This window comes from Microcoleus sp. EPA2, assembly GCA_020882975.1.
Classification (GTDB): Bacteria; Cyanobacteriota; Cyanobacteriia; order Cyanobacteriales; family Microcoleaceae; genus Microcoleus.
This window is the reverse complement of the sequence record JAHRFD010000028.1, coordinates 1-24917: the sequence shown is the minus strand read 5'-3', so window position 1 is coordinate 24917 and position 24917 is coordinate 1. Positions and strand designations below refer to the sequence as shown.

The following is a 24917-nucleotide window of genomic DNA, read 5'->3' as shown; positions in this document are numbered from 1 at the left end:
CACCAATAACTAATAACCAATCACCAATAACAAAGTTTAATTACTTTGTTCCAAAAAAGTTTGGACTCGACCGTTGGGCCGCAGAACAACTCGAATTCTGGGGGGAGTGCCATTAGAAACCGCAGAAACAAAAGGCTCGCCGACTAAAGGCATATTTGTGCGATCGATATAATCTCCTGCTGCCTTTCCCATTGGCATAATATTTTGGATAGAACCTGTTTCATCTATCTGCAAACTGTATTCCAAAGTTTCTTGCATACCTTCTGGCGGCTTCCAGCGTTCCTCAAAATAAGTTTTAGCTTCAGAAACTTGGGGGATTGTATCAAATAAAGTGCGATTTGCTTGGCTTCCACTTGCTACTTTGTTTTTGTCTGACTCAGTTTTGGGTTGAGCATCCTCAAGGGGTGGTAGTTCCGTACTGCTTGGGGGAACAATCGGCCCGATGGGACGAGGGATTGATTCTTGGGGCTCAATTGGCAACCGCGAAGCAGATAGGGAGGGCGGCAGGGGTGGCGCTGCGGTGGGCCCTAGCCTTGGTGGTACGGGGGGAGCTAGTCTCTGTGGCGCCCGTGGGGCGGGGGGGAGTCCATTGGGCGCTGAGGGTGGCTGGGAAGGGGCAGAAATTGGTAGTTCTGCGGGTGCGGGAATGGTGATTATTTGCCCTTGAGGATTGGGTGCTGCATTGGGTGCGCTGTTGTTAGGTGGAAATAGCACGGCCGGCTGCTGGATGGGGCTGGGTTTGTTAATTGCCGGAGCTGGAGAGGCGACGATGGGGGGTAAGCTGGGACTGGAGGATGGGTTGCTGTTGAGGGGCGGGGGCGGCAGGGGTGGCAAGGTTGGTGTGGCTGAGGGGGTTGGCGCTGGCGGCGTTGGTGTTGCTGGGGCCGGACTGGGAGACACCCCTACGGCTAGGTTGGGCTGGGGAGTTGGGTTGGATGCTTGAGTGCCGGGGGCTGAGGCGATTTCTGCCGATCGACTCTCCTGAAGCACTTTGATGACACCTGTGGTTAAACCGACGCTGGCGACAACCATTGCAGCCACTTTGACCCAAGGTGAGGCCTGGGGGCGTTGGGGCGATCGACCGAGGTTCGGAAGTGCCATCACCTCGCTGCTGTATTGATCCAAAGCCGTGGCTAAATCAAACAGTTGGACGGTACTCAAGGGAACTACCGGTCCGGATTCTGCCACTGTCAAAGAGCCTAAGAATAAGTTGTGGGAGAGCAGGCCGCGGGGTTTCAAGTGGGGATGAACCGGAAGATCCGCATTTTTTTGTGCCTCTGAAGAGTTTGACTCAAAAATTGTTGTTTCTGAAGGGTTTAAAGATTCATGCAGGATGACGGGGCTGCGGGCTGGTGCTGAGTCAGTTTTCCCCAGGCTATCCTTAGCTTCAGATGTGAGGCTGGTTTCCCAAGGGCGGGATTCGCCCAGAAAGTGTTGAATGTAGAAGTTGACTGCTTCGTGGAGGGCTTCTAGTTGCAGTCGATCGCCCTTGAGAGTAACGTGTTCGGTATCTGGCAGTCGCGGATCGTCGAGTCGCAGTTCAAAGCTGAGAGATTTCAACACGGGTTTGCCCGCCCAACGAGATAGGGGCGAACTTTTAGCTGTAATTTCCAGCGTGCAAGTGGGGGGCGTGTACCGTTTTAGAACCATAAAAGGAAGGAAGAAGGAAGAAGGAAGAAGGAAGAAGGAAGAAGGAAGAAGGAATTCTCGTTACCAGGCTCTGCCTGGTAACGCAGATCCGGAGGCTCTGCCTCCATTTCATGAGTTTATACTTAACTCTTAGCCCGATCGAGCAGAGCTAACCAAAGACGACGGTGGCCGCCGGGACTGCTGTAGAAGAGTAAATCGATCAACAGTTTGAGGGCTAAATTAGTTAGTTGTGCGCCGGATAAGTTTTCTGCGTCTTCCATACGATCGCCATAAGTGTTGCTGAATCTGTCAATATAGTCTCCCAGCAAAGCTATGGTGTGAGGTTCGCGATTTTGCTCTGCCATTTGTTCAAGCAGTGCCACAGCACGACGAATTAAGGCTTGGTGCTGTGAGGCCAAGTGGCAACTAATCAAAACGAGGGAGCGGGCTTCTTCTACATCCAGTTTTTTCCGTCCCCCCTGGCCTTTCCGCAGCGGGTTAGACTGGCGTAGTCGCCATAATGCCACGCGATCGGCCACCATTGACTCTAAATTCAGTTCGACTGCCACCTTGAGTATTGCCTCCGAGCCAATCCCCGCTAGTGCCTCTAGGGCTAACAGCACTAAATCCAGTTGAGATTTAATGTTGTCCAACTGGGTAGGTTCTGGTGCTTTTTGGGTCAATTCTTCCCAGTTGGGAGATGTGCCCGCTTCGTTGGTGGGAGTGGAGGACTTTACGATCGAGCGCATAGCTTCAGCATTGAAAATTAAGACAGGTTCAGGCTGGATCTCAAACAGCAGTGTATGGTGATAAGAGCTCCTCGCCAGCATCCCCACAGCAACTGTATTAATTTGGCTCCACACCCATGAGCTTTGATTCCGGCAACTCTGACTGCTAGACGGAATTGCGAGTTGAAAGTTGCGTTTTTAAGTGCGATCGCCCGCAACAAGCCCATAACCAAAATTTCCCCCCAACTATGCTACTCCACAGAGTGACCAAAATCAAATCAGTGTTTTGAAGCGATCGGGACCTATATCAATCCAAAGATTCTAGCTATCTCGAATGCTACTTATAGTCTGTCGCTACTTATAGTCTGTCAGATTATAGTTGTCGTTGCTTAAGCTGGCGCAATCTATGGATATTACGGAGCAATTTGGCAAAAAAGTTAGACATTTCAGAAAGCTCAGAAATCTTTCCCAAGATCAGCTTGCAGAACTATCTGAATTACATCGTACTTATATTGGCTCAGTTGAACGAGGTGAAAGGAATATAACGCTGCTTAATGCAAACAAAATAGCCAAGGCATTATCCGTTACTTTAGCTGAACTGGTAACTGATGATGACTGAAAAAAAACTAGAGCAAATTTTAGCAAGATACCAAAATTCATTTACCGAGAAAGTTTACACAGAAGAGAATGAAGAACACGATATTTTAATGGATGTGTTTGGTATCTCTCCCATAATAAAAAAAGAAAATAAGCAATATTGGGGACGTGAGTTAGGAATGTGTTGGCAATTGTTAGTTACGGAAACCTGCAAAGCATATTGCAGTAGTTTTCAGCCAGCATTTAAAGTGGGAAGTGATGAGCCGTGCGATCTGATTGTTGATGGGTACGCGATCGATACAAAATATCGTATTGGCTCAGGAGATTCTGGAACACTGAAAAAGTTCAAATCCTATGGCCCACTACTTCGTACTTATAATTATGAGCCAGTTTTTTTAATACTTAGACAAGATAATTTGCCCGCAGCTATTACAGCGTGCCAAGTAGGGACCTGGAGAGTTTACACTGGCGATGCTTCGTTTGATTTTATACAAACAATAAGTGGGTTTGATTTAAAGTCATTTCTTACTGGAAAAGTGGGAGAATTCCCTGTAAACCGCTGAAACTATCAAGGCGCTTCTTGATAATCTCTATGTAGTCAGGTACTATTTCAATGCCAACATACTTAATCCCAAATTCTTGCGCCGCCAGTAATGTAGTTCCCGATCCTGCGAAAGGATCGATTAAAATAGAATTTTCCAAACGCGGTACAAATATTTCAACTAGCTTTCTCATGAGAGCGATCGGTTTAACCGTACAATGGACGTTAAACTCCTCGGTTTTCTCACGCTGTATACCTTCTAAAATATTTGACTGAAAACCACCAAACCGATCTTTAGTATAAAATAGACCAGTACCATACTCCTGTAGAGTTTCCAAGTAATTATTCACCAGTGGTTTTTGAAGTACGCAGATTGCTTCCCATTCATTCCTGAGACAACTGTGCCAACCATCCCATTTTTCGGGATTTTCATATCCTTTCTTTTCAAACTGTTGTTTGATATTGACACCTTTAGGGATACCACTCGATCTTTTATAAACAAGCATATCTCTCGCATAGAACCCAGCATTTTCCAGGGCTACTTGTACGTGAGCAATAGTTCGTGTACTGTTGAAAACTAAAACTGTCGCACCCGGTTTGCAGATCCGAAAAAGCTGCTCACCCCAATCCAAACACCACTGCTCATAATCCAGAGTATTTTTACGATTCCTTTGATACCATTTTTCGTTTCTGACTCCACCTGCTAAACCACTGCCATAGGGAATATTTTTAACAAGGGTTTTATTTCCCTTGCCATTCACTTTTTCCCTACGCCTTTGAATTTCCGAGTCATCCCATTTATGACCAATAAATTCATAATTATAAGGCGGGTCAGTGATACACGCAGAAAAATAATTTTCTGGCAATGTCTTCATCACTTCACGACAGTCGCCAACCAAAACTTCATTTGAGGGAGCTTGTCTCATTAGTCTGGCAGTTTACTCAAGTTGCAACTCAAATTTCAATTATGCCACATTTGCAGTATCTAGCGAGTATAAATGAGTCGTGAAACTTCTCTTCTCTTTCCGAACTTCGCGTTCTTTGCGTCTTCGCGGTTCGTTAAAAAAAAATCACAACTCATTTACACTCGCTATAGGTAGTCCAAATCATAGATTCAATCCAGCTTGTTTTGCTGCCTACAAACCTATAATCAGTAATCCACCAGCAATACCTCAATCCTGACTACTTCAAAAAAGCGATCGTCACACCTCCACCACCCTCTTTTTGACTGGCCAACTCATAGCGAGAAACCTGGGGATGGGTGTCAAGAAATTCATGAATACCCCGTCGCAACTGTCCCGTACCTTTGCCGTGAACTATCCACAGCACTCCGTATTCAAAGGCTTTGGAAAGAGCTCTGTCTACTTCAATTTCCGCATCGGAAACTCTCGCACCTCGCAAGTCGATCGTATTATTGGCAGTCCGAATGGCGATTTCAGGATTTGGTTTGGGAACTTCCGACTGAGCTTGTTTAGCCTTAGCAGTAGCCTGTGCTTGAGCTGCTATCTTGGCTAATTGGGCTTTGGTTTCAGGTTTTTCACCATCGAGGGATTCAATTTCTGCCAGTTTGACAGTCATTTTCATAATCCCAAACCTGACGCTCAATTCTTCGTTAGCATCTGGCCCGCTGAGGACTTCGGCGGTTTGGCCCAAGCTGGGAATGCGGATGCGATCGCCCACTTTTGGCATAAAACCCGGTTTCGGCTTAGCGGGTGCTTTGCGCGAGGGCAAATGTTGCTGAGAAATTTGATTTAAAGTTTCTGTCGCCTGTTGGGCTTTTTGAGCCGTTTGGTTGCCCGACTGCAAGCGCCGAATGATTTGAGCAATTTCTGATTTTGCCGTGCCTATCGCCTCATTTACCGCCACTTCCTGAGCAATTTTTAGTTCCCGCTCTCTTTCTTTCAAAGCTGCTGCTTTTTGAGAAACTTCCTGGTGGAGTTTTTCGGTTTGTTGCAGCAGTTGGGTTGCTTCTTTGGCTTTGGTTTCCTGTTTCCGCCGCTGGGCTTCGAGTCCAGCAATTACTTGATTGACATCGACAGAAGCACCCCCAACATAGGTTTGAGCTTGTGCGACGATGGATGGTAGCAAACCAAGTCTTTTGGCAATGCTCAGAGCGTTGGAACGTCCGGGAATTCCCCACAGTAGCCGATAGGTGGGCTGCATGGAACTATCGTCAAATTCCACTGAGGCATTTTCAAAGCGGGAGTCTTGATATTTGAGGGCTTTGAGTTCGCCAAAGTGGGTAGTTGCGACTGTTAATAGGGAGTTTTGGGCGAGGTATTGCAACAGGGCGATCGCCAAAGCACTGCCTTCTGAGGGGTCTGTCCCCGCTCCTACTTCATCTAATAAAACTAAAGATTTGGGAATGGGGAATTGGGCATCGGGAACCGTGTCCCCTGAGCGTAGTCGAAGGGTAGTTGAAGTATCGGAAACCGTGTCCCCTGAGCGTAGTCGAAGGGTAGTCGAAGTATCGGAAACCGTGTCCCCTGAGCGTAGTCGAAGGGTAGTTGAAGTATCGGAAACCGTGTCCCCTGAGCGTAGTCGAAGGGTAGTTGAAGTATGGGGAATTGGGAGGTCTGAATCCTCTTCTCCTCCTTTTTTCAAGACTGCTAAAATGCGGCTGATTCGGCGAATGTGACCGCTGAAAGTTGACAAACTTTGTTGCAAAGATTGCTCGTCACCAATATCTGCCAAAATATTGTCGAACCACGGCAATTCTACAGGTTCGCGGGCGGGAACAAACATTCCTGACTTTGCCATTAAAGCTGCTAATCCCAAGGTTTTGAGGGTGACAGTTTTGCCGCCGGTGTTGGGGCCGGTGATGGCGACGACGCGAATGTGCGGTGCGATGGTTAAATCGATCGGCACTACTGGAAAGCCTTGTTCGTATTGCTGTTGCCAAACTAACAGGGGATGGCGCAACTGGCGCAGGGTAATTTGCGATCGCAAGTTGGGAATTTGTACTTTGGGATTTTCCGAGTTTTCTGAGTTTTCTGCCTCTGCTATTTCTCCCTTGTTTGCTGCTAATTCTGTATTGCCCAATTCAATAAAATTAGGTGGATTTGCTTCTAGCCAAAAGCCGTAACGCGCTTTGGCTGTGGCTAAATCTAAAGTTGTCACTACCACCAACAATCTATCTAAGTCTGGCTTGACTGCTCCTACTTGCTCCGTCAGGGCGCGGCGAACTGCTTCTTCTTCGACTTGTTCTTGTCTGAGAAATTGCCGCATCTGGTTGTTGAGATTTACTGTATTATGGGGTTCTACATACAGTGTCGCGCCACTGGCTGAGGAGTCGTGAACGATGCCCGGTATTGCATCTTTTTGGGGAGCTTTGACGGGAATTACAAAGCGCGCGTTTCTTTGGGTAATTACTTGTTCTTGGACGGCGTTGGATTGTCGCTGCAAAATTCCTTGTAATATTTGATAAATGCGATCGCGCAACTGTCGTATTTGAACTCTAATTCCTGCTAATTTAGGAGTGGCGCGATCGGCTACTTGGGCGCGATCGTCTATACACCGATGTATTTCTTGTTCGATTTCAGGATAAGTCCGCAATTGAGCAGCCAAATCCTTCAGTGTCGGCACATCTGGCTGGTTGTCAATGATGCGGCGCAATTGTCTCGCTCCCGCCAGGGTGGTAGCAATCGCCAGTAATTCTTCGCCACTGAGCAAACCTTGAAGTTCAGCTCGTTGCAGCGAAGTACCGATGTCTTGGATGCCTTCAAAAGCCAAAGCACCGCCGGGACGGTTATCTAACTGATAAGCTTCCTGAGTTTGAGCTAGCAATTCTGCTGTTTCAGCTTGAGATTCCGGGATTTGGAGGTCCTGGGCGGCGGCGACACCGAGTTTGGTGGCCGCGAAGGTAGCCAAGTGCTGACACAAGCGCGACCATTCTAATAGTTCGAGTGTTTCGGATTGAATCAAAGTTGAGGGGTTGTTGGTAATTGGCATTCCCAGGCGCTGACCGAGAAGGGTTATTGACGATAATATCAATTAATTTTAAAGTTTTTTGGAGTTTCTGGGGGTAGTTATTGGTAATTTTTGGTAACATTTAATTATTTTAATTTTAAATATACAGTGATAATTCTGGCTGTTGTATCCTGAAAGGTAATTTGTGGAGCTGGTGTTATGGGAAAGATTTTGGCGATCGCGGATGCTCGGACTTTGGAAGTCCTGCAAGAGTTCCTCTCAGGGGAGGGACATCAGGTGATAGTCGCCCCTGATGCTCAGTCTGGGTTAGATTTGGCTGAGCAAACCTCCCCAGATTTGGTAATTTGTGATGGGACTTCACCTCAAATTGAGTGGTTAGATTTGTATCGGATGCGGGCGGGTAACTCAGAATTTGGTACCATTTATGTGATTTTGCTGGCTGCATCAGACCAGTTTGACTCCACAAAATTAGATGTGCTAGTGGACGATTTTGTGCTGCAACCCATAGTTAAGCAGGAATTGTTGGGGCGGGTACGAGGTGGTTTTCGATCGCGCCAGTTGAGGGTACAGTTGGAGCGATCGCAACAAGAAGTGCAACAGTTCCAGCATCGGATTATAGAAAATGAAAAAATGTCTAACCTGGGGGAATTAGTATCGGGAATTGCCCACGAAATTAACAATCCGATTACTTTTATTTACAGCAATCTGACTCACATACAAGCTTACGCTACTGATTTGATTGAACTCTTGCGAATGTATCAAAAACAGTTAATTAATCCTAGCCAAGAGATTCTGCAAAAACAACAAGACATGGATGTGGAATTCCTGCTGGATGATTTCTTGAAAATTGTCAGTTCCATGCGGACGGGGAGCGATCGCATTCGCCAAATTATCTTGTCGGTACAGGAATTTTCCCGCAGCGATCGCTCCGGTTGGCAATTATTCGACGTTTCCGACGGTTTAGAAAATACTCTGTTACTATTGCAACACCGCTTACCTGCTCGCGAAGGCAGGCGCGATATCAAGGTGGTGAAGGACTACGGCAATTTGCCCCAAATTGAGTGTTATGCCGGTCAACTAAATCAAGCTTTTCTGAATATTATGAGTTATGCGATCGATGCTTTGGAAGAGTCTAGTCAACAATTCAACGAGTCCGAAGCAATCAACTTTAAACCAGTGATTTGGATTCGCACTCAGGTGGTAAGTGCTCAGCGCATTGCCATTGAGATTGCTGATAATGGCATCGCCATTAGCGAAGAGGTAAAAACGAAAATTTTCGAGCCATTTTTTATTACCAAACCTGCGATGGATGCCAGCACCCTAGGACTTGCTATCAGTTATGACATAATTGTCGAGCAGCACAAAGGGGAATTGAAGTATTTTTCCCAAGCGGGTAAAGGTACTCAATTTCGGATCGAACTACCCCAGCGACACAGTTAATTAAAAATCTCCACAAAAGCCAGTTATTGAACAGGCTTTGTTTTGCAAATATTCCTAGGGGTGAAGCATGACCGCCGACAATTTATTAGTGATAACCAGAGATTTACAGCGGTGATGCTTCGCCTATGCAAAATCGGGATGCTTCCGGGCTAATTCAGTGCGAGTGCCACTCAAATATGTTTTCATATTATATCTTCAAATCCGAGCCTCAATATTTAGGTAATGTAAAATTTTGTATATCCTGGGGCAAAAAATCCAAAAATAGGAGATGCTAGATATTAAGAACTACGCAAAAACAAATTTTAATTAGGTAATAAAATGGTAATAGCAGCACCAGTTCTATCGGGCAATCAGTCGATTTTTCAAGCTCGTTACGACAACTTTATCGGCGGGAAATGGGTAGCACCGACGCAAGGAAAATACTCGGAAAATTTGTCGCCAATTACCGGAAGACCAATTTGTCAAATCCCGCGATCGACCGCCGAAGATGTAGAATTAGCCCTAGATGCCGCCCACGCAGCCAAAGAAAAATGGGGTAAGACTAACCCCGCAGAAAGAGCGCGAATATTAAACAAAATAGCCGATCGCATGGAAGAAAACCTCGATCGCCTCGCCATCGCCGAAACCTGGGACAATGGTAAACCAATCCGTGAAACCACATTAGCAGACATACCACTGGCGATCGACCACTTCCGCTACTTCGCAAGCTGCATCCGAGCTCAAGAAGGGTCCATCGGCCAACTCGACGAAACCACCGTCGCCTACCACTTCCACGAACCCCTAGGCGTCATCGGACAAATCATACCCTGGAACTTCCCCATCCTCATGGCCGCCTGGAAACTAGCCCCCGCCCTCGCCGCCGGAAACTGCGTCGTCCTCAAACCAGCAGGTCCAACCCCCGCCTCAATCCTAGTCTTAATGGAAATCATCGCCGACTTAGTACCAGACGGCGTAATCAACATCATCAACGGACCAGGCGCCGAAATCGGCAAAACCCTAGCCACCAGCCGCCGCATCGCCAAAGTCGCCTTCACCGGCGAAACCACCACCGGGCGACTAATCATGCAATACGCCTCCCAAAACATCATCCCAGTCACCCTAGAATTAGGCGGCAAATCCCCCAACATTTTCTGTGAAGACATCTGCGCCAAAGACGACGATTTCCTCGACAAAGCCATCGAAGGATTTGTAATGTTCGCCTTAAACCAAGGAGAAGTTTGCACCTGTCCCTCTCGCGCCTTAATTCACGAATCAATCTACGACCAATTTATCGAAAAAGCCCTCTCCCGCATCCGCCAAATCAAACAAAACAACCCCTTAGACTCCACAACAACCCTAGGCGCACAAGTATCCATCAACCAAATGGAAAAAATCGCCGAATACGTCAAAATTGGCCATGCAGAAGGCGCAGAATGCCTAATTGGCGGCGAAAGAAACATCTTATCCGGCGACTTAAAAGAAGGCTATTACTTCCAGCCCACAGTCTTTAAAGGTGACAACAAAATGCGGATTTTTCAAGAAGAAATCTTCGGACCAGTATTAGCAGTCACCACCTTCAAAGACGAAGCCCAAGCCTTAGAAATTGCCAACGATACACTCTATGGTTTAGGCGCAGGAGTTTGGACTCGCGACATCAACGCCGCCTATCGCATGGGCCGCGCCATTCAAGCCGGTCGCGTCTGGACAAACTGCTACCACCTCTATCCAGCCCACGCAGCATTCGGCGGCTACAAATCATCGGGAATCGGCCGCGAAAACCACAAAATGATGTTAGACCACTACCAACAAACCAAGAACTTGTTAGTAAGTTACAGCCCCAAAGCTTTAGGTTTCTTCTAAAATTTTAGAGTCCAGAAAGGAAGAAGCAAAAAAGACCAACTTAAAAAATTAGTCAACTCCTTCTTCCTCTCTCCCCTCTGCGCCCTCTGCGCCCTCTGCGGTTAATAAAAAAAAATCTAATTCAAAAACGAAATAAAACTGCTACACAAACAGACTAAAATGGAAACAATCGCCAAAGTCACTGCCACCGAAACAGCCTTAAAATTAATCAACTATCTCAAAACCCAACACGGAGAATTGATGTTTCACCAATCCGGCGGCTGCTGCGACGGTAGTTCCCCCATGTGCTTTCCCGACGGCGAATTCATAGTCGGCGATGCTGATGTATTGCTAGGGGAAATAGGGGGTTGTCCTTTTTATATAGCAGCACAGCAATACGAATATTGGCAGCACACACAGTTAATTATAGATGTAGCATCGGGACCAGGAGGCAGCGATTTTTCTCTGGAAGGGCCGGAGGGAGAGCGTTTTATTACTCGTTCCCGCTTGTTTGCCAATGCTGATTAAGTTTGGTTAGCCTCTTTTGGCACTATAGCAATCTTATTGGTATTGAACCACAGAGGGCGCAGAGAACACAGAGAAAGAGGCAACTAAAAAATAATATTTATCTTGACAAATTAGCCGTTTTTTTGCTAAGTGTCATCTGTTTAGGGCTGACGCATTTCTTCAATAAATGAGATGCCATCAAAAACGCCATCTTTAAAAGCTTGAGTGCTACGAACTCGGTGATTTTCTGCCAGTAATGTCATTGTTTCCATAAAAGTAATCAGTGCGTTATCTTGGGTTTTTGTGGCGCGAAAGCAGATTGTTTCTTGGCCAGCATCCCACGCAATCGCCGCAAAATCTGAATAACTGCTAGAAAATAGTTTCAGAATTCTATTTTCAAATTCACCTTGAAAGTTTAGCTGGAGGCGAGAACCATCTGAGTATTCATAATTATTAACTTGTCGGTAGTGACTTCCCTCAATGGAGATGGTAAAATTACCGAAGAAGCTGCGCAGAAAATGTCCACGAGTATCGGTTTTAATATACTCTCCTTTCCACGTACCGAGATGGCGCGTAAAAATTTCAGGAACTTTGTCTAAATCGGGAGGGTTGATAGGGCTGATGATATTTTGATTAATTACATTATCGTTACTCATTAATTAGTCTCCTGTTTAAAAAAACCAACATGGATTTTTTACGGTTGTGGGCGGTTTTTTTTACCTGTTTGTACGTTTTAAAGTTAGGGGCGAAACCGCCATTTAAATTTTACTAACGACGACCTATTTTTAAACTCATTTCACGGCTAGTGCGTTGATATTCGTGGACAATAGGTAGTCTTTCGGTTTGAAAATTTGCTAGGGCTTCGGGAATGTTAGCGCTGTCTCTGAGATGTTGTGCTAAATACAGACCGTCTTCCCAGCCGGAAGTCATTCCTCTGGCGCGTGTGGAACTTTTTGCGTGGGCTGCATCACCGATGAGAATCACCCGCCCATCATAAATTTTTGGTAGGGGGTCAATGTCATAGGAAAAACGACAGACAATTTTGTCCAGAGGGGTTGATTCAATCACTTTTCGTGCATCATCGGGCAGTTTTGCCAGTTCTTGAGGAGGTATGGTGATGTCATTGGGTTGGAGTTTTCCTACTTCGGAGTCTTGCCGCTCTTTTTCAATAAAGAAACCCCAATGGGTACGACCTCCTCCAATGTGAAAGAAGTTGGCATAAATTCCTCTACCGCGTACGTAAACAAAAAAGTTTCCTTCTGGACAGAAGCTATTGTCTTCGACTATTCCTCGCCAGACGATATCGCCTAAATAGAACAGTTCTACGCCTGGAACGATAAATTGACGAACTTTGGAGACTATTCCATCAGCGCCAATTAACAAGTCACCTTCCCACTGGGTTCCATCTTTAAAGTGGGCGATCGCGCTACAATCGGTTTGGGCGATCGACGCTAATTCTGCATTAAAATGAATACAGCCAGGGGGTAACTCATCGAGGAGGGCTTCTAGAATGGCTTTGCGGTGTACCAGCATTCCTGGGAGTTCATTTTCCTCATAGGTTACTGCTTCGGAATTGATGACACCGCCCCGCAGGTTGCGAAACTCGAATACTTTGACCGCATCGCCGGAGTTGATAATTTTTTGGGTTACTTGATGGTTTCCCCGATGCAGTGCTTCCATACCTGCTTGGACGATCAGAATACCACATCCATCGGTGCGCGGATTTGGTGCTTTTTCAAATAAGGTAACTTGAAACCCTTGTTTAATCAGCAAAATCGCCAGATAAACTCCCGATGTTCCTGCGCCGATAATACCTATCCTGCTGTTTAAAGAAACCATCTCTACCTCTTGTTATTTAATCAGGAAGTCATTAGTTATTAGTCATTAGTTATTAGTTATTAGTCATCAGTTATTGGTTATTTGTTCGTTGCCATACCCAAGGGCCCATTCTCAATGCCCAATCCCGGAGATTCGCTTTTAGGCCTAGCTATTCTCCTTCAGCTTTCGCATCAGTAATTAAAGCCAATTCAATTTTGTCTTTAGCCGTTTGACTCACTTTTGCGTGTAAACCAGGACCGAAAAAAGTAGCTATTTTTGCCTGTTTTTCCTCCCAGAGTTCCAGCGGGATTAAGGGGGAATGAAACTCTAGAATTAATCCATACGCACCATCTATAGAAACTTCCCGTAACCCTCGCAGCATCGGTCTTTCCTCGTCGGTAGGGGCCAAACCCAAGCGTTCGAGAGCGTCATCCAAGTGAGCCGGTTGACCGTAACGAAATCGAGTCACATCTTTGCGAACTTGGTTTTGAGTCTCCGTGGCCTGGTGTTCTCTCAGGAGTACAACTTCAGGAGTAGTGGGTTCGCTAAACTCCGCAGGTTCGAGTTCCGCAGCTTTGAGGGCTAAACCCCCCAGCAACAGTGGAATACCATAAAAAAAACCCGCCAGATTCAGAGTCGGTCGGTCTGTGAAGTAGGCGCCGAAACCGACTGCTGCTAAAATACAGCCCACAACTAAGGCTAAGTTTGCTAAAGAAATTTTACGGAACATATCAGTCAGGTAGTTAGCTGCAAGCAATAAGATACTTTCATTATTATCAGTCAAAAAGTCTTGAATAAATTCAAAATTTTACACAAAATACCTGCAAAAACTGCTAAGCTCTAAGAGCGCGGGCTCAGATACATCCCACATCTGGTCTCTAGGTTCAAAAAAATTCTCCCCCTCGACTTGTCGCCAACACCTGTAAATATCGGTGTTCATGGTGTGTCTTTGGTTCCAGAAGGCGATCGATATCACCAGTATCATTAAATTATATAGATTTGGGTTGCGATCGACCCTCTTACCCTTTTAACCAATTTTTTAGACATGATAAAAGACGAAGACAAACAAACTCCTGGAGCAAACAAGTCGGTTCTAGAGCAGATTAACTCGCTCAAGCGCGAAGATGAAAGGCTTTACAACATCTTAGCCATAGATGTCTGGGCCTTAGCCAAGACAATGGATGAATATCAACCAGGGTTTTGGGCTGCGTTTATGAAAAATCGTGAAAAAGCTCTCAAGCGATTTTTAGCTGAAATGATGAAAAACAAGACCACAGATAGCAAACGTCCTCCTTTTTTGCGCTGAGTTTCGCCAACTCTGGTGTTGTCGTCGCTAGAGTAGTGCGAGACCTAAAACTTCACGCTCGTTACTGAATTTAAAATTTATAGAAAAGGCTAATTCAGGAAAAAATAGCTAGCAAATTCCTATATTGATGGAGTAAAAAACCAACATTAATGTCTATATACTAGACAAGGTTAGAGATTTTATTGTAAAATACAAGGATTCTCACCCATTCAATGTCGTGCAATATTTGAGGTTGATTTGGGAAGAATAACTACAAGAAAAATGCTGGTAATGTATAGCAAATAAGGGAAAAAACCATGGATGCACAAACAATCAAAGAGCGCGTAGCTGAAATCGAGATCAAGCGGGAATCCCTAGTGCGACTACTAGATAGAACGGATTTGGGAGCCTTGAGAATAGATGTGAGTCAGGCGATAGAAGAAATTGATGATTTGTTAGAAGAATTCAAACGCACTTTTAGTTAAGGGGAATTGGGGATTGGGAATGGGGAGTTGCGAGTTGCGAGTTGGGCAACCCCCCCTACCCCCCCAAGGGAGGAGAAAATTGAAAATTGAGGATTGAGGATTGGGAATGGGTAATTGGGAATCAACGAATAACCAATAACTAATAACCAATAACCAATAACTAATTCATTACCATGTCCATCAAAATTTGCTGAGAACTCACTTCCGGGCAATTAACAGGTGGCCGCCGCTGAGAATAGTGACCTCCGGGCTGCAAATCCCAAGCTTGGCGGTTGTCCGCCAGCATCACCCCCAAGATTTCTTGCAACTCCATCGCAATTGTCGGGTCTTCCACCTGAACAATCGCCTCTACCCGGCGGGTGAGGTTCCGCTGCATCCAATCAGCAGAACCTATATAAACTTCCTCGTTCCCACCGTTGAAAAAATAAAACATCCGAGAATGCTCTAAAAAACGACCGATAATACTGATAACTTTGATATTTTCGCTGATACCTTCAACGCCGGGACGCAAACAGCAAATCCCCCGAATAATCAAATCAATTTTCACCCCCGCTTGAGAAGCTTCGTACAAAGCAACAATGATTTGAGGGTCCACTAAAGCATTCATTTTAGCGACAATGCGACCACAGGTACTGTGACCATTTTCAGTTTGCAAGCGACAAAATTCTGCCTCGCGACGAATCAGGGCTAAAAATCGATCGCGCATATTGACTGGTGCTACTAATAAATTACGATAAGATACCTGCCGTGAATAACCAGTTAAATAATTAAACAAATCAGTTAAATCTGAACCCAAATCCTCCCGACAACTCAACAAACCCACATCAGTATAAAGTCCGGCGGTTTTGGGATTATAATTCCCAGTACCGATGTGGACGTAGCGCCGAATGCACCCGTCCTCCCGCCGTACCGCCATCAAAATCTTGGTGTGGGTCTTGAGTCCCACCAAACCGTAAACTACATGAACTCCGGCCTGTTCTAACTTGCGAGCCCAATTAATATTGTTTTCTTCGTCGAATCTAGCTTTGAGCTCTACTAAAACAGCTACCTGCTTACCATTTTCTGCTGCTTCAATTAAGGCACTGACGATCGGCGAATCACCTGAAGTGCGGTATAAAGTCATCTTAATCGCTAATACAGAGCGATCGCGCGCCGCCTCAGTAATAAACCGCTGCACCGTAGCAGCAAAAGAATGATATGGATGGTGCAACATAATATCGCCCCGGCGGATGGCGGTAAAAATATCTTCCATCTCGTCAGAATGGCTGATGGACTCGTCAATTCTTCCAGCTTCCGGGTTCCGCAAACGGACAGGGACTACGGGACTCCAGGGGGGGTCTTTGAGTTCCGGCACTGGCAGTCCGACAAAAGACATCAAATCCTTGAGGCCTAGCAGCCCCTCTACGATGTAAACATCTTGCTCTCCTAGATCCAACTCGTCCATTAGCATATCTCGCAGAGCAGGTGGCATAATCGCTTGGATTTCCAGGCGTACCGCAGAACCTCCAAACCGGCGTTTGCGGAGTTCCTGTTCGATGGCTAGCAGCAAATCCTCTGCCTCATCTTCCTCCACTGTCAAGTCTGCATTACGAGTAATACGGAAGGGGTGATATTCCTGAATATCCATGCCCGGAAACAGGGCATCTAAATTGTGAGCAATTACCTGTTCTAGCGGTACTCCAGTCCAGACAGCAGACTTGCCTCTTTGTTGCCATTGCAAATCCTGTGGCAAGGGCAAAAACCTGGGCAAGACTTGGGGTACTTTGACGCGGGCAAACAATTCTTCCTGGGTGTCTGGGTCCCTGACTACTACTGCTAAATTGAGGCTGAGATTGGAAAGAAAGGGGAATGGGTGACTGGGGTCAACTGCTAGGGGTGTGAGTACGGGGAATACTTGTTCTTTGAAGTAGCGATGTAGGTATGTGCGTTGTTCTTGATTGAGGTCGATGTAGTCGAGAATGTGGATGCCACTGGCTGCTAATTTGGGGCGGAGAGTTTGCTCAAAATAGGAGTGTTGCTGGGAAACCATGGGCAAAAGTCGTTTGCTAATGCCATCTAGTTGTTGTTGGGGGGTGCTGCCGTCGGAGGTGAGTTTGCTGACTTTTGCTTCTACTTGCTGTTTGAGGGCTGCTACTCGCACCATGAAGTATTCGTCGAGGTTGGAACTGAAAATAGCGAGAAATTTGAGTCTTTCTAGGAGGGGTGTGCGGGGGTCTAGGGCTTCGTGGAGGACTCGGTTGTTGAATTCTAGCCAGCTTTGTTCTCGGTTGAAGTAGTATTGGGGGTCACTGAGGTTGATTTCAGTGTAGTTTTTGGGGCTAGTCTTTTTTTGCTTGGACATGGTTTGGGAGGGTCTTGGGGAGGCTCGGTGATGGCGTCTGTGAATTATTATTGTAGGTTAAAAGACTGGCTGCGGGCGATTGAAATTGTGCCTACATCAACAAAACCCGACGAAAGCGGGTTGAAGAGGAAGAGCGATAGAAGTTTATGTTTTAGGTGGAGCAACAAAAATATCATAAACCCCGATTTAGTATTAAAAAGTCTGACTATTTTTCCTAGGCTATGTATCGCTCTCATTAGGGTAAATCTCTTTTGATAATTATAAATTAATTAAACTAAAGGTGAGAAGAAAAATTGGTGATTCATGCCTATTTTTCCTAATTTTATTATTGAGATAAACTATTTATTTAATTTTTCTAAATCGTGATTGACATTTTTTTATTTTCGTGATATCTTTTTGATCCCGGTCAAACAGAGATGCTTGGCTGCATCATTGACTTGAGTGTTGAGAATGCCTTGCCAAGCAACTGTGAAAAGTAAGCCCAAGGTAATTTGAATGTAGAGCCTCTTTCGGCTGCTACTTCTCGAACTCTGATTCTGACTAAACCCATACTTGACAATTAGGCAATTGCGTTCGATTATTGCTGCATCTAAAAAATTGACCTACCACCAGGATATGCAACTACCATGATATATGAAAATCAGTCAAGATCTTCAACGATCGCCGCATCTAAAATTATTCATAAGTCTTTAGTTGTCAATCCGCGATCGAGATTTGTGACTGAAGAAACTGTAGCGCTATTGTTCAACATCTCACCAGAGCAGATTTATCGCATCGAATGTTGTCACAATATTGTATATGTTCACGCAAAAGGCTTGAGTCGTTTTGTCAGTTACGCCGATTTCCCCCCTATTGTGGGAGTAAATCCCCCCGTACCTCGCGATTATCTCGCCTGGTACAAACGCTGGAAATGCACGAAAGCACCTGTATTTTGGACTAAATTTTACACGTACAATTTTAAAGGGGCGGTTTCAGTTGACAGCTTGCGGGAGTGGGGCCAGGTGGTGGGTACTGTTAAATCTGTAATTGCTGCTACAGCGCTTCAACAGTTGCGAGATGTTTATGCTGACGAAAAATACTTGATGGAGAAATTTTAACGTGCGATCGCCTCAAGGGAGTAAAAAAATAACTTAACTTTACGGAATTGCTCTCGTACCATCAGGAAGACAATAGCAACGGCGTTATCCAACCAAGAATCAATATGCTGCGTCTATTAATTTCCGGTGGTATTGTCATGGTACCGCTGCTAGGATTTTCTATCCTCGCAGCCACTCTCATATTAGAAAGACTATTCTTTTGGTGGCAAATACTCCGCCGTCAAGATGCAATTATCCGGCAATTTCTTAACTCCTATTCCCGTTTTCCTAAGTCGGAAGTAGTCAAAAAAAAGCTGATTCCTTGTCTTGAGAAAAATGCCGACCTTCCGGTGTCCCGCATTTTTTTAGCTGCGCTACAATTACACCAGCCAAGTGTTGAAGATTTTCGTTTGGCTTTGGAAACTACTGCTCATGCAGAATTAGCTTCATTAAAACGGTTCCATACCATTTTTGAAACAATTATTAGTCTGGCACCTTTATTGGGTTTATTAGGGACTGTTCTGGGACTAATTAACTCTTTTGCTGCTCTCAAAATAGGAGAGATTGGTGGGGGTACTACGGCTGGTGTTACTGGGGGTATTAGTGAAGCTTTGGTTTCTACAGCCACGGGGTTAATTGTTGCTATTTTTACTTTGTTTTTTGCCAATTTGTTTCGGGGTTTTTATCAGCAGCAACGAGCTTTGTTTCTGGAGTATGGGGGTCAATTAGAATTGCTTTATCGTCAGCGGTTTCTATCGGAATAATTTTACCACAGAGTACGCAGAGAGAGGGGAGAGATTTTAATGATTCTGATTTTAACTGATTTCATTTTAGCTACAAGTATGGAGATGTCTTATGCGCTTACTATCGGATTTTTTTTACCGCAGAGTACGCAGAGGAAGCAGAGAGAGGGGAGAGATTTTAATGATTCTGATCTTAACTGATTTCATTTTAGCTACAAGTATGGAGATGTCTTATGCGCTTACTATCGGATTTTTTTTACCGCAGAGTACGCAGAGGAAGCAGAGAAAGGGGAGAGATTTTAATGATTCTGATTTTAACTGATTTCATTTTAGCTACAAGTATGGAGATGTCTTATGCGCTTACTATCGGATTTTTTTTACCGCAGAGTACGCAGAGGAAGCAGAGAAAGGGGAGAGATTTTAATGCTTCTGATTTTAACTGATTTCATTTTAGCTACAAGTATGGAGATGTCTTATGCGCTTACTAGAAGAAATTGATGATGTTCCTCTGCAAATCAATATCGTGCCGATGATTGATGTCATCTTTGCGATTTTAACGTTTTTTATCATGTCTAGTTTGTTTTTGAGTCGCTCGGAAGGGTTGCCGGTTATTTTACCTAAAGCTATAATGGGTAATGTTCAGCAGCAGTCAATTCCTATGGTGGTTACTGTTGATAAATATGGCAATTTGGCGTTGAATCGTCAACCTGTTAAGTTAAATGAGGTTTCGACTAGAGTTCGTGCTTTGATTCCTTTGCAGCAACGGGAGGTTGTAGTGTTGATTAATGCGGATAAGTTGGTTAGTCACGGGGTGGTAACTGGGGTAATGGATGAATTGCGATCGGTGTCTGGGGTCAAAATTGCGATCGGTACTGTCAGATAATTAAGCTGTTTCCAGTGTGTTTTTGGGTAGGCAGGATGCCCACCCCACAAGCTTTTTAGTTCTGTTCTTGGATGGGAAAATTTACCTTCCAATTCCTACATATTGGAAACCAGCGGCTTCTAAAACTTTTTTGTCTAAGAAATTACGGCCGTCAATCATCACTGGATGATTCATCAACTTCGCCATTTTTAGATAGTCTAAATTCCGAAACTGTTCCCAGTCAGTCACCAATACTAAAGCATCGCAACTATCAGCTAGTCTTTCGGGGTCAGTTTCTACCAATACTCCTGACAAACCGTGACGCATTCCAGTTTGTGAAACTATCGGATCGTAAGCTTTAACTTTCGCTCCTAATCGGTTCAAATTCTCGATTAAATTCAGGGAAGGAGCATCGCGTAAATCATCCGTATCTGGCTTGAAGGTTAAACCTAAAAGTCCTACTGTTTTTCCTTTGAGAATCTTCAAGACTTGCTGCAATTTTTCAATAGCAATTAATCGTTGACGTTCGTTAACTTCTACTGCTGCTTTTAGCAAATGTGCTTCGTAGCCGTAATCGTTAGCAGTGTGAACTAAGGCTGAAACATCTTTGGGGAAACAAGAGCCGCCCCAACCAATCCCTGCTTGCAGAAATTTCCCACCAATTCGTGAATCTAGTCCGATTCCTTTGGCGACTTGGGTAACATCTGCACCGACGCGATCGCAAATATTAGCGACTTCATTAATAAAGCTGATTTTTGTTGCTAAAAAAGCATTGGCTGCGTACTTAATCATCTCGGCTGAACTGATATCAGTCTGGACTACGGGCACTGGTGGTAATGAGCTATTGTCAGCAAATTTGCGATCGACAATCGGGTTGTATAGCTCTACCATCATATCTAACGCCCGCTGAGAATTGCTGCCGAGAACTATGCGATCGGGATTGAAGGTATCATGAACTGCACAACCTTCTCGCAAAAACTCTGGGTTACTGACTACATCAAATTGAACACCTGTTTTTGCTGCTACTTCCTCCCCCGTAGCCCCTTCGCTACTTTGAGGTTTTTGACGTTCTGCCAAACCATCTAATACAATTCTTCGTACCCAATCCCCGGAACCGATGGGGACTGTTGATTTGTTTACTAATACTTTGTATTCACCGTCTAGGTGCGCACCAATGCCGCGTGCAACTGCCTCCACGTAACGAGTATCGCTTTCTCCTGTAGGTAAAGGAGGGGTGCCGACTGCAATAAACAAAATATCTCCGTGGGCAACTCCGGCGGCTAAATCTGAGGTGAATTCTAGATTGCCAGATGCAGATGCAGATGACATTAAATCCGAAAGTCCGGGTTCAAAAATTGGCGATTGTCCAGACTTCATTAACTTGACTTTTTCTTCGTTGTTGTCTACACAAATTACATGATGTCCGATGTGGGCTAAACAAGTGCCGGTGACTAAGCCAACATATCCCGTACCAATGACACATACACGCATAGAAATATCCTCAAAGTAAATGAATTCAGATGGGAATTGGGAATTGGGAATTGGGAATTGGGAATTGGGAATTGGGAATTGGGAATTGGGAATTGGGAATTGGGAATTGGGAATTGGGAATTGGGAATTAAAGAACCCCCCCCTGGCCCCAGGGCGGTTTCATTCTCTGTAGGGGCCGTGCCAAGAGTGCCGGCCCGGTCAGCCCCAAACGCGCATTGGATCGTTGGTGGCAGGGGTAGGCACTCTTGGCGCTACCCCTACAAAACCCTTTTTTTGGTGAGAATGAAACCGCCCTGCCCCCTGGCCCCCCCCAAGGGGGGAATTGGGCAGGGAATTGGGAATTGGGAATTGGGGAACGCCCTTTTTCCTCTCACTCTCCGCTTCTCACTCTTCTCGTCTCCCCTTATCTATTGTTTACTTCCCTCGATGCGATCGCGAAAATCCTTGATAGTTAACTCCAAACCTCTATCCAGCGGCACAGTCGGCTCCCATCCCAACCAAGTTTTAGCACGAGTAATATCCGGTTGTCGCTGTTTTGGGTCGTCTTGGGGCAGGGGTTTAAAGATAATTTCTGCGCCGGGATTAATCATGTTTTGAATTTTTTGGGCTAATTCCAAGATGGTGTATTCGCCGGGATTCCCTAAATTCATCGGCCCGATTTCGTTGCTATTCATCAAGCGAATAAATCCTTCGACTAAATCTGAAACATAGCAAAAACTCCGGGTTTGGGAACCGTCCCCGTATATTGTCAGGGGTTCATTTCGTAAAGCTTGAACAATAAAATTGCTGACTACTCTGCCATCATTTTCTAACATTCGCGGGCCGTAGGTATTGAAGATTCGCACGACTCTAATGTCTACACCATTTTGCCGATGGTAGTCGAAAGATAGGGTTTCAGCTACTCGCTTTCCTTCGTCGTAACAACTGCGAATTCCGATACAATTAACGTTGCCACGATAATCTTCTGTTTGGGGATGAACATCTGGATCTCCATAGACTTCAGAAGTGGAAGCTAGAAAAAATCTGGCTTTTACTCGTTTGGCTAATCCCAACATATTCATCGTGCCGATGACGTTTGTTTTAATTGTCTTGACAGGGTTGTACTGATAGTGTACTGGGGAAGCGGGACAGGCCAGGTGGTAAATCTGATCTACTTCTAACCGAATTGGTTCGGTGATGTCATGGCGGATTAGCTCAAAGTATGGGTTGTCTAGCCATTTGAGGATATTGCGTTTTGTGCCGGTGTAAAAGTTATCCAGGCAGACTACTTCGTGTCCTTGGGCCATTAGGCGATCGATTAGGTGGGAACCGAGGAAGCCCGCACCGCCTGTGACTAAAATTCTCATGGTGGAAACTGCCTTTCTGTTTAGGGGGTAGGACTGTGGTACAAAAATTCAGTCGATCGAGTTAAACTTGCTAATAGAATAACAAAATTGCGATCGACAATGTAAACACTTCTGCCTCATCTTAATAAAATCTTTAATTAACTTGGTAGTTAGTTGCAGGGAAACGACTGTCTTGTCCCTAATTTTGGGTAATATTGAGGACTACCGATTCCCTCTAAATAACTCAACCCAGCGACGAAGTAATTCCACAGCAATACAATAGCAACCAGCAATTTCTCGCACCACATCATGCCGTTCCAGAGTTTTTAGCGCTGCAACTAAACTTGTTTCATCTATCCCTGTTACTTGACTCAGCCTCTCAAAATTCATTCCTTGTAAATGAGGTGCTAACGTTCTTAAAATCTCCTGTTGTCCCGGTGCACCTTTCGCTGCTTGACCCCAAACTCCTGTAAGATAGTAACGAGCATTGGTGAAAAATTCCGGGTTATTGATGACTGTTTCTACATCTTCTATGGTAAAGATTGGATCGCGGGGGCGTCCCATTTCCAATACTCGATCGTTGTAGAGACGCACTAACAGGAATCCTACCAGTTGCGTGAGGTAGGGTTGGCCGTGAGTTAGTTCGTAAATGCGATCGAGGGCTTCGGGTTTATAATCGAGCAGAAAATCATCATCGGGATTCGCTAAAACTTGGCGAGTTGCACCTAGACTCAGGAAACTGACTCGGATGGGGATAATGCTAGCAAAAAAAGGATGGAAATAATCCTCGGTCATTTCATCTAAGGTGTGCAATCCGGCAAAAGCAAAGGCAACTTTAGAACTCATTTGCAGTATTCCTCGCAAAAAGCCGATAAAGTCTGGATTGATTTTCCGAGCTTTTATCAATTCTTCAATTTTTTCAAACTCGTCTAAAGCAACGATTAATCCACCTTCGATATTTGCTACTACTTGTTCGATGTAGCGTCCAAAAGTGATATAGGGTAAATCGAGTAAATCTTTATCGCCCGGAGGTGCAATATTGACCGTTTTGGCGATCGCATCGGTGATGAATATTAGCAGTTCGCCGACTCCCAGAGAGCAATCTCCCACCCGCAGCAAATTGACATAAGCTACTTGTACTTTGGCTCCGAGGCAGTTGCTAGCATTCAACAAAATCGAAGTTTTCCCCATCCGCCGATGACCGAAGAGAGCCACAGATTGCAGGTTATTTCCCTTTACCCACAACTCCTCTAGTTCTCTGATGATGTCTTCGCGGCCGACAAACAGATTGCCTTGGACTGGATCGCCAATTACATAAGGATTGCTGACAGGTTGAGTAATTGAAATATCTCCGATTTTTAGTGTCACTCCTAGTAAGATTTCTAACCATTTTGTGACAGTTTTAATAATTAAATCTCGTTCAGCTTTTGGTATGATGTCTGGTCGCTCTAGGATAGTTGTAAGCTGACCTAATGCTCGGTTGAGGGCAAAGGAACGGGCTGAACGAGATATGCCATTATGGACGAGTTGTACCTCCGTAATTACCTGTCGTAGAGAAGCAATAGCTTGCCAAGTATTCTCGCGCAGCAGAGGTGAATTTGGGGAAGGTGGCAGTTTTAGCGAAGCTATCTCGGCTAGTTCTGTTGTTTGGTGAAAAGCTGTGAGAATTTGCGCTAAGGTAAACATCTCTTCTCCATAAAGCAAATCTCGCACTACAGCAAAAGCTTCTGTAGCTTTGTCTGGTTCTTGTTCGTGGAGATACCAGAAACCAGCGGCAGAAGCACGGGCGAGAGTATCTAAACGAATTTCTGTTTTAAAACGAGCTTGAATTTGTTGTTTCCAAGGTGCGATGATAAAAAAACCTGCTACTGCTTTTGACTTCATTACTTCACTGAGAGAAGCTGAGGCAAAACGCACCAAATCCCAATCATCAGGATCTTCTGATAGTTGAGCGACGCGATAGATCAGTTGGTCTTTTGGTGTCTCGGCTAGCACGCGATTTACAGCTTTAATAACAGGGATAAACTGAAGGGTAAATCGTAGTAGTTGGTTAATGTTGTGCAATCCTGTTTCCCAATCTCGCCTCAGCCAATTAGCTATTTGAGAAGACAGGTAGGGAAGGGGAAGTGGAGTAATGTGAGGAAATTGTTTATTTTGGTGTTGACGTTGGAGTAGGGTAAACGGTACAGCGAAAAGCCAATTTTCAGGACGTGTCAACGCCACGCCCCACGCCACGCCCCACGCCACGCCGGACGCCACGCCCCACGCCACGCCCCACGCCACGCCCCACGCCACGCCGGA

At 45.2% G+C, this 24917-nt stretch carries 22 protein-coding genes; 11 read left to right on the top strand and 11 right to left on the bottom strand.

Features of this window, described 5'->3' with window-relative positions:
- Positions 1 to 36: 36 nt before the first annotated feature.
- Positions 37 to 1650 carry a DUF4335 domain-containing protein gene (locus AAFP14_RS21175; RefSeq protein WP_341734182.1) on the bottom strand — a complete coding sequence of 538 codons (1614 nt, stop codon included), beginning with the start codon at positions 1648 to 1650 and terminating at the stop codon, positions 37 to 39.
- A 122-nt stretch (positions 1651 to 1772) separates the two neighbouring features.
- Entirely contained in the window at positions 1773 to 2378 is a 606-nt protein-coding gene (locus AAFP14_RS21170) for a DUF3038 domain-containing protein (protein ID WP_341734215.1), read from the bottom strand.
- A 385-nt stretch (positions 2379 to 2763) separates the two neighbouring features.
- On the opposite strand from AAFP14_RS21170, the gene AAFP14_RS21165 reads away from it, so the two are divergent.
- Positions 2764 to 2976: a helix-turn-helix domain-containing protein gene (locus AAFP14_RS21165; RefSeq protein ID WP_341734181.1), complete on the top strand. Its 213-nt coding sequence runs from the start codon at positions 2764 to 2766 to the stop codon at positions 2974 to 2976.
- Entirely contained in the window at positions 2966 to 3517 is a 552-nt protein-coding gene (locus tag AAFP14_RS21160; RefSeq protein WP_341734180.1) for a hypothetical protein, read from the top strand. Before AAFP14_RS21165 ends, AAFP14_RS21160 begins: the two co-directional genes overlap by 11 nt.
- Here AAFP14_RS21160 and AAFP14_RS21155 read toward each other — a convergent pair.
- Together AAFP14_RS21155 and AAFP14_RS21150 are read right to left on the bottom strand one after the other, a co-directional pair.
- Positions 3480 to 4421 (bottom strand): DNA-methyltransferase, encoded by a 942-nt coding sequence (locus AAFP14_RS21155; RefSeq protein WP_341734179.1) that lies wholly within the window; start codon positions 4419 to 4421, stop codon positions 3480 to 3482. The genes AAFP14_RS21160 and AAFP14_RS21155 overlap by 38 nt on opposite strands.
- 256 nt (positions 4422 to 4677) lie before the next feature.
- Positions 4678 to 7419, bottom strand: coding sequence for an endonuclease MutS2 (locus AAFP14_RS21150; protein ID WP_341734214.1), 2742 nt, complete (start codon positions 7417 to 7419; stop codon positions 4678 to 4680).
- A gap of 204 nt (positions 7420 to 7623) precedes the next feature.
- Here AAFP14_RS21150 and AAFP14_RS21145 point away from each other — a divergent pair, with 204 nt between their 5' ends.
- The 3 genes from AAFP14_RS21145 (at position 7624) to AAFP14_RS21135 (ending at position 11211) form a co-directional block, all read left to right on the top strand.
- A complete protein-coding gene (locus AAFP14_RS21145; RefSeq protein ID WP_341734178.1) occupies positions 7624 to 8865 on the top strand; it encodes a sensor histidine kinase in 1242 nt (413 codons plus the stop codon).
- Between the two features lie 318 nt (positions 8866 to 9183).
- A complete protein-coding gene (gene exaC / locus AAFP14_RS21140; RefSeq protein WP_341734177.1) occupies positions 9184 to 10704 on the top strand; it encodes an acetaldehyde dehydrogenase ExaC in 1521 nt (506 codons plus the stop codon).
- A gap of 159 nt (positions 10705 to 10863) precedes the next feature.
- A complete protein-coding gene (locus AAFP14_RS21135) occupies positions 10864 to 11211 on the top strand; it encodes a DUF779 domain-containing protein (protein WP_341734176.1) in 348 nt (115 codons plus the stop codon).
- Positions 11212 to 11351: 140 nt separating this feature from the next.
- On the opposite strand, the gene AAFP14_RS21130 is transcribed toward AAFP14_RS21135, so the two are convergent.
- The 3 genes from AAFP14_RS21130 to AAFP14_RS21120 form a co-directional block, all read right to left on the bottom strand.
- On the bottom strand, positions 11352 to 11846 hold the full coding sequence (locus tag AAFP14_RS21130) for a DUF3598 family protein (RefSeq protein ID WP_341734175.1): 495 nt from the start codon (positions 11844 to 11846) through the stop codon (positions 11352 to 11354).
- Positions 11847 to 11958: 112 nt separating this feature from the next.
- Entirely contained in the window at positions 11959 to 13029 is a 1071-nt protein-coding gene (locus AAFP14_RS21125; RefSeq protein WP_341734174.1) for an FAD-dependent monooxygenase, read from the bottom strand.
- A gap of 148 nt (positions 13030 to 13177) precedes the next feature.
- The gene (locus tag AAFP14_RS21120) at positions 13178 to 13738 is read right to left on the bottom strand and encodes a DUF2854 domain-containing protein (RefSeq protein ID WP_341734213.1); all 561 of its coding nucleotides are present in this window, start codon (positions 13736 to 13738) and stop codon (positions 13178 to 13180) included.
- A gap of 315 nt (positions 13739 to 14053) precedes the next feature.
- Between AAFP14_RS21120 and AAFP14_RS21115 the strand changes: the two genes are divergently transcribed.
- Complete coding sequence (locus tag AAFP14_RS21115; protein ID WP_341734173.1) at positions 14054 to 14314, top strand: hypothetical protein; 261 nt, start codon at positions 14054 to 14056, stop codon at positions 14312 to 14314.
- A gap of 296 nt (positions 14315 to 14610) precedes the next feature.
- Positions 14611 to 14778: a hypothetical protein gene (locus AAFP14_RS21110; protein ID WP_340519014.1), complete on the top strand. Its 168-nt coding sequence runs from the start codon at positions 14611 to 14613 to the stop codon at positions 14776 to 14778.
- A 160-nt stretch (positions 14779 to 14938) separates the two neighbouring features.
- On the opposite strand, the gene ppk1 is transcribed toward AAFP14_RS21110, so the two are convergent.
- On the bottom strand, positions 14939 to 17119 hold the full coding sequence (gene ppk1, locus AAFP14_RS21105) for a polyphosphate kinase 1 (protein WP_341734172.1): 2181 nt from the start codon (positions 17117 to 17119) through the stop codon (positions 14939 to 14941).
- 626 nt (positions 17120 to 17745) lie between these two features.
- On the opposite strand from ppk1, the gene AAFP14_RS21100 reads away from it, so the two are divergent.
- The 3 genes from AAFP14_RS21100 to AAFP14_RS21090 all read left to right on the top strand — a co-directional run bounded on the left by AAFP14_RS21100 (position 17746) and on the right by AAFP14_RS21090 (position 19821).
- The gene (locus AAFP14_RS21100) at positions 17746 to 18216 is read left to right on the top strand and encodes a hypothetical protein (RefSeq protein ID WP_341734171.1); all 471 of its coding nucleotides are present in this window, start codon (positions 17746 to 17748) and stop codon (positions 18214 to 18216) included.
- A 104-nt stretch (positions 18217 to 18320) separates the two neighbouring features.
- Positions 18321 to 18959: a MotA/TolQ/ExbB proton channel family protein gene (locus AAFP14_RS21095; RefSeq protein ID WP_341734170.1), complete on the top strand. Its 639-nt coding sequence runs from the start codon at positions 18321 to 18323 to the stop codon at positions 18957 to 18959.
- 454 nt (positions 18960 to 19413) lie between these two features.
- Positions 19414 to 19821 carry an ExbD/TolR family protein gene (locus AAFP14_RS21090; RefSeq protein ID WP_341734169.1) on the top strand — a complete coding sequence of 136 codons (408 nt, stop codon included), beginning with the start codon at positions 19414 to 19416 and terminating at the stop codon, positions 19819 to 19821.
- An 81-nt stretch (positions 19822 to 19902) separates the two neighbouring features.
- Here AAFP14_RS21090 and AAFP14_RS21085 read toward each other — a convergent pair whose 3' ends face one another.
- The gene (locus tag AAFP14_RS21085) at positions 19903 to 21291 is read right to left on the bottom strand and encodes a UDP-glucose dehydrogenase family protein (RefSeq protein WP_341734168.1); all 1389 of its coding nucleotides are present in this window, start codon (positions 21289 to 21291) and stop codon (positions 19903 to 19905) included.
- A 19-nt stretch (positions 21292 to 21310) separates the two neighbouring features.
- On the opposite strand from AAFP14_RS21085, the gene AAFP14_RS21080 reads away from it, so the two are divergent.
- Complete coding sequence (locus tag AAFP14_RS21080) at positions 21311 to 21463, top strand: hypothetical protein (protein WP_341734167.1); 153 nt, start codon at positions 21311 to 21313, stop codon at positions 21461 to 21463.
- A 235-nt stretch (positions 21464 to 21698) separates the two neighbouring features.
- On the opposite strand, the gene AAFP14_RS21075 is transcribed toward AAFP14_RS21080, so the two are convergent.
- Together AAFP14_RS21075 and AAFP14_RS21070 are read right to left on the bottom strand one after the other, a co-directional pair.
- Positions 21699 to 22637, bottom strand: a complete 939-nt coding sequence (locus tag AAFP14_RS21075; RefSeq protein ID WP_341734166.1) for a UDP-glucuronic acid decarboxylase family protein — start codon at positions 22635 to 22637, stop codon at positions 21699 to 21701.
- A gap of 201 nt (positions 22638 to 22838) precedes the next feature.
- Positions 22839 to 24917 (bottom strand): AAA family ATPase (locus AAFP14_RS21070; RefSeq protein WP_341734165.1); only part of this gene is annotated, 2079 nt, incomplete at its 5' end.

What these genes read in the sequence shown, in the direction of transcription:
- AAFP14_RS21175 (WP_341734182.1), bottom strand. Translation starts at nt 1,650, where the DNA reads ATGGTTCTAAAACGGTACACGCCCCCCACTTGCACGCTGGAAATTACA.
- AAFP14_RS21165 (WP_341734181.1), top strand. Translation starts at nt 2,764, where the DNA reads ATGGATATTACGGAGCAATTTGGCAAAAAAGTTAGACATTTCAGAAAG.
- AAFP14_RS21125 (WP_341734174.1), bottom strand. Translation starts at nt 13,029, where the DNA reads ATGGTTTCTTTAAACAGCAGGATAGGTATTATCGGCGCAGGAACATCG.
- exaC (WP_341734177.1), top strand. Translation starts at nt 9,184, where the DNA reads ATGGTAATAGCAGCACCAGTTCTATCGGGCAATCAGTCGATTTTTCAA.
- AAFP14_RS21130 (WP_341734175.1), bottom strand. Translation starts at nt 11,846, where the DNA reads ATGAGTAACGATAATGTAATTAATCAAAATATCATCAGCCCTATCAAC.
- AAFP14_RS21080 (WP_341734167.1), top strand. Translation starts at nt 21,311, where the DNA reads ATGAATTCAGATGGGAATTGGGAATTGGGAATTGGGAATTGGGAATTG.
- AAFP14_RS21095 (WP_341734170.1), top strand. Translation starts at nt 18,321, where the DNA reads ATGCTGCGTCTATTAATTTCCGGTGGTATTGTCATGGTACCGCTGCTA.
- AAFP14_RS21100 (WP_341734171.1), top strand. Translation starts at nt 17,746, where the DNA reads ATGATATATGAAAATCAGTCAAGATCTTCAACGATCGCCGCATCTAAA.
- AAFP14_RS21160 (WP_341734180.1), top strand. Translation starts at nt 2,966, where the DNA reads ATGATGACTGAAAAAAAACTAGAGCAAATTTTAGCAAGATACCAAAAT.
- AAFP14_RS21115 (WP_341734173.1), top strand. Translation starts at nt 14,054, where the DNA reads ATGATAAAAGACGAAGACAAACAAACTCCTGGAGCAAACAAGTCGGTT.
- AAFP14_RS21090 (WP_341734169.1), top strand. Translation starts at nt 19,414, where the DNA reads ATGCGCTTACTAGAAGAAATTGATGATGTTCCTCTGCAAATCAATATC.
- AAFP14_RS21075 (WP_341734166.1), bottom strand. Translation starts at nt 22,637, where the DNA reads ATGAGAATTTTAGTCACAGGCGGTGCGGGCTTCCTCGGTTCCCACCTA.
- AAFP14_RS21145 (WP_341734178.1), top strand. Translation starts at nt 7,624, where the DNA reads ATGGGAAAGATTTTGGCGATCGCGGATGCTCGGACTTTGGAAGTCCTG.
- AAFP14_RS21085 (WP_341734168.1), bottom strand. Translation starts at nt 21,291, where the DNA reads ATGCGTGTATGTGTCATTGGTACGGGATATGTTGGCTTAGTCACCGGC.
- AAFP14_RS21135 (WP_341734176.1), top strand. Translation starts at nt 10,864, where the DNA reads ATGGAAACAATCGCCAAAGTCACTGCCACCGAAACAGCCTTAAAATTA.
- AAFP14_RS21120 (WP_341734213.1), bottom strand. Translation starts at nt 13,738, where the DNA reads ATGTTCCGTAAAATTTCTTTAGCAAACTTAGCCTTAGTTGTGGGCTGT.
- AAFP14_RS21155 (WP_341734179.1), bottom strand. Translation starts at nt 4,421, where the DNA reads ATGAGACAAGCTCCCTCAAATGAAGTTTTGGTTGGCGACTGTCGTGAA.
- ppk1 (WP_341734172.1), bottom strand. Translation starts at nt 17,119, where the DNA reads ATGTCCAAGCAAAAAAAGACTAGCCCCAAAAACTACACTGAAATCAAC.
- AAFP14_RS21110 (WP_340519014.1), top strand. Translation starts at nt 14,611, where the DNA reads ATGGATGCACAAACAATCAAAGAGCGCGTAGCTGAAATCGAGATCAAG.
- AAFP14_RS21170 (WP_341734215.1), bottom strand. Translation starts at nt 2,378, where the DNA reads ATGCGCTCGATCGTAAAGTCCTCCACTCCCACCAACGAAGCGGGCACA.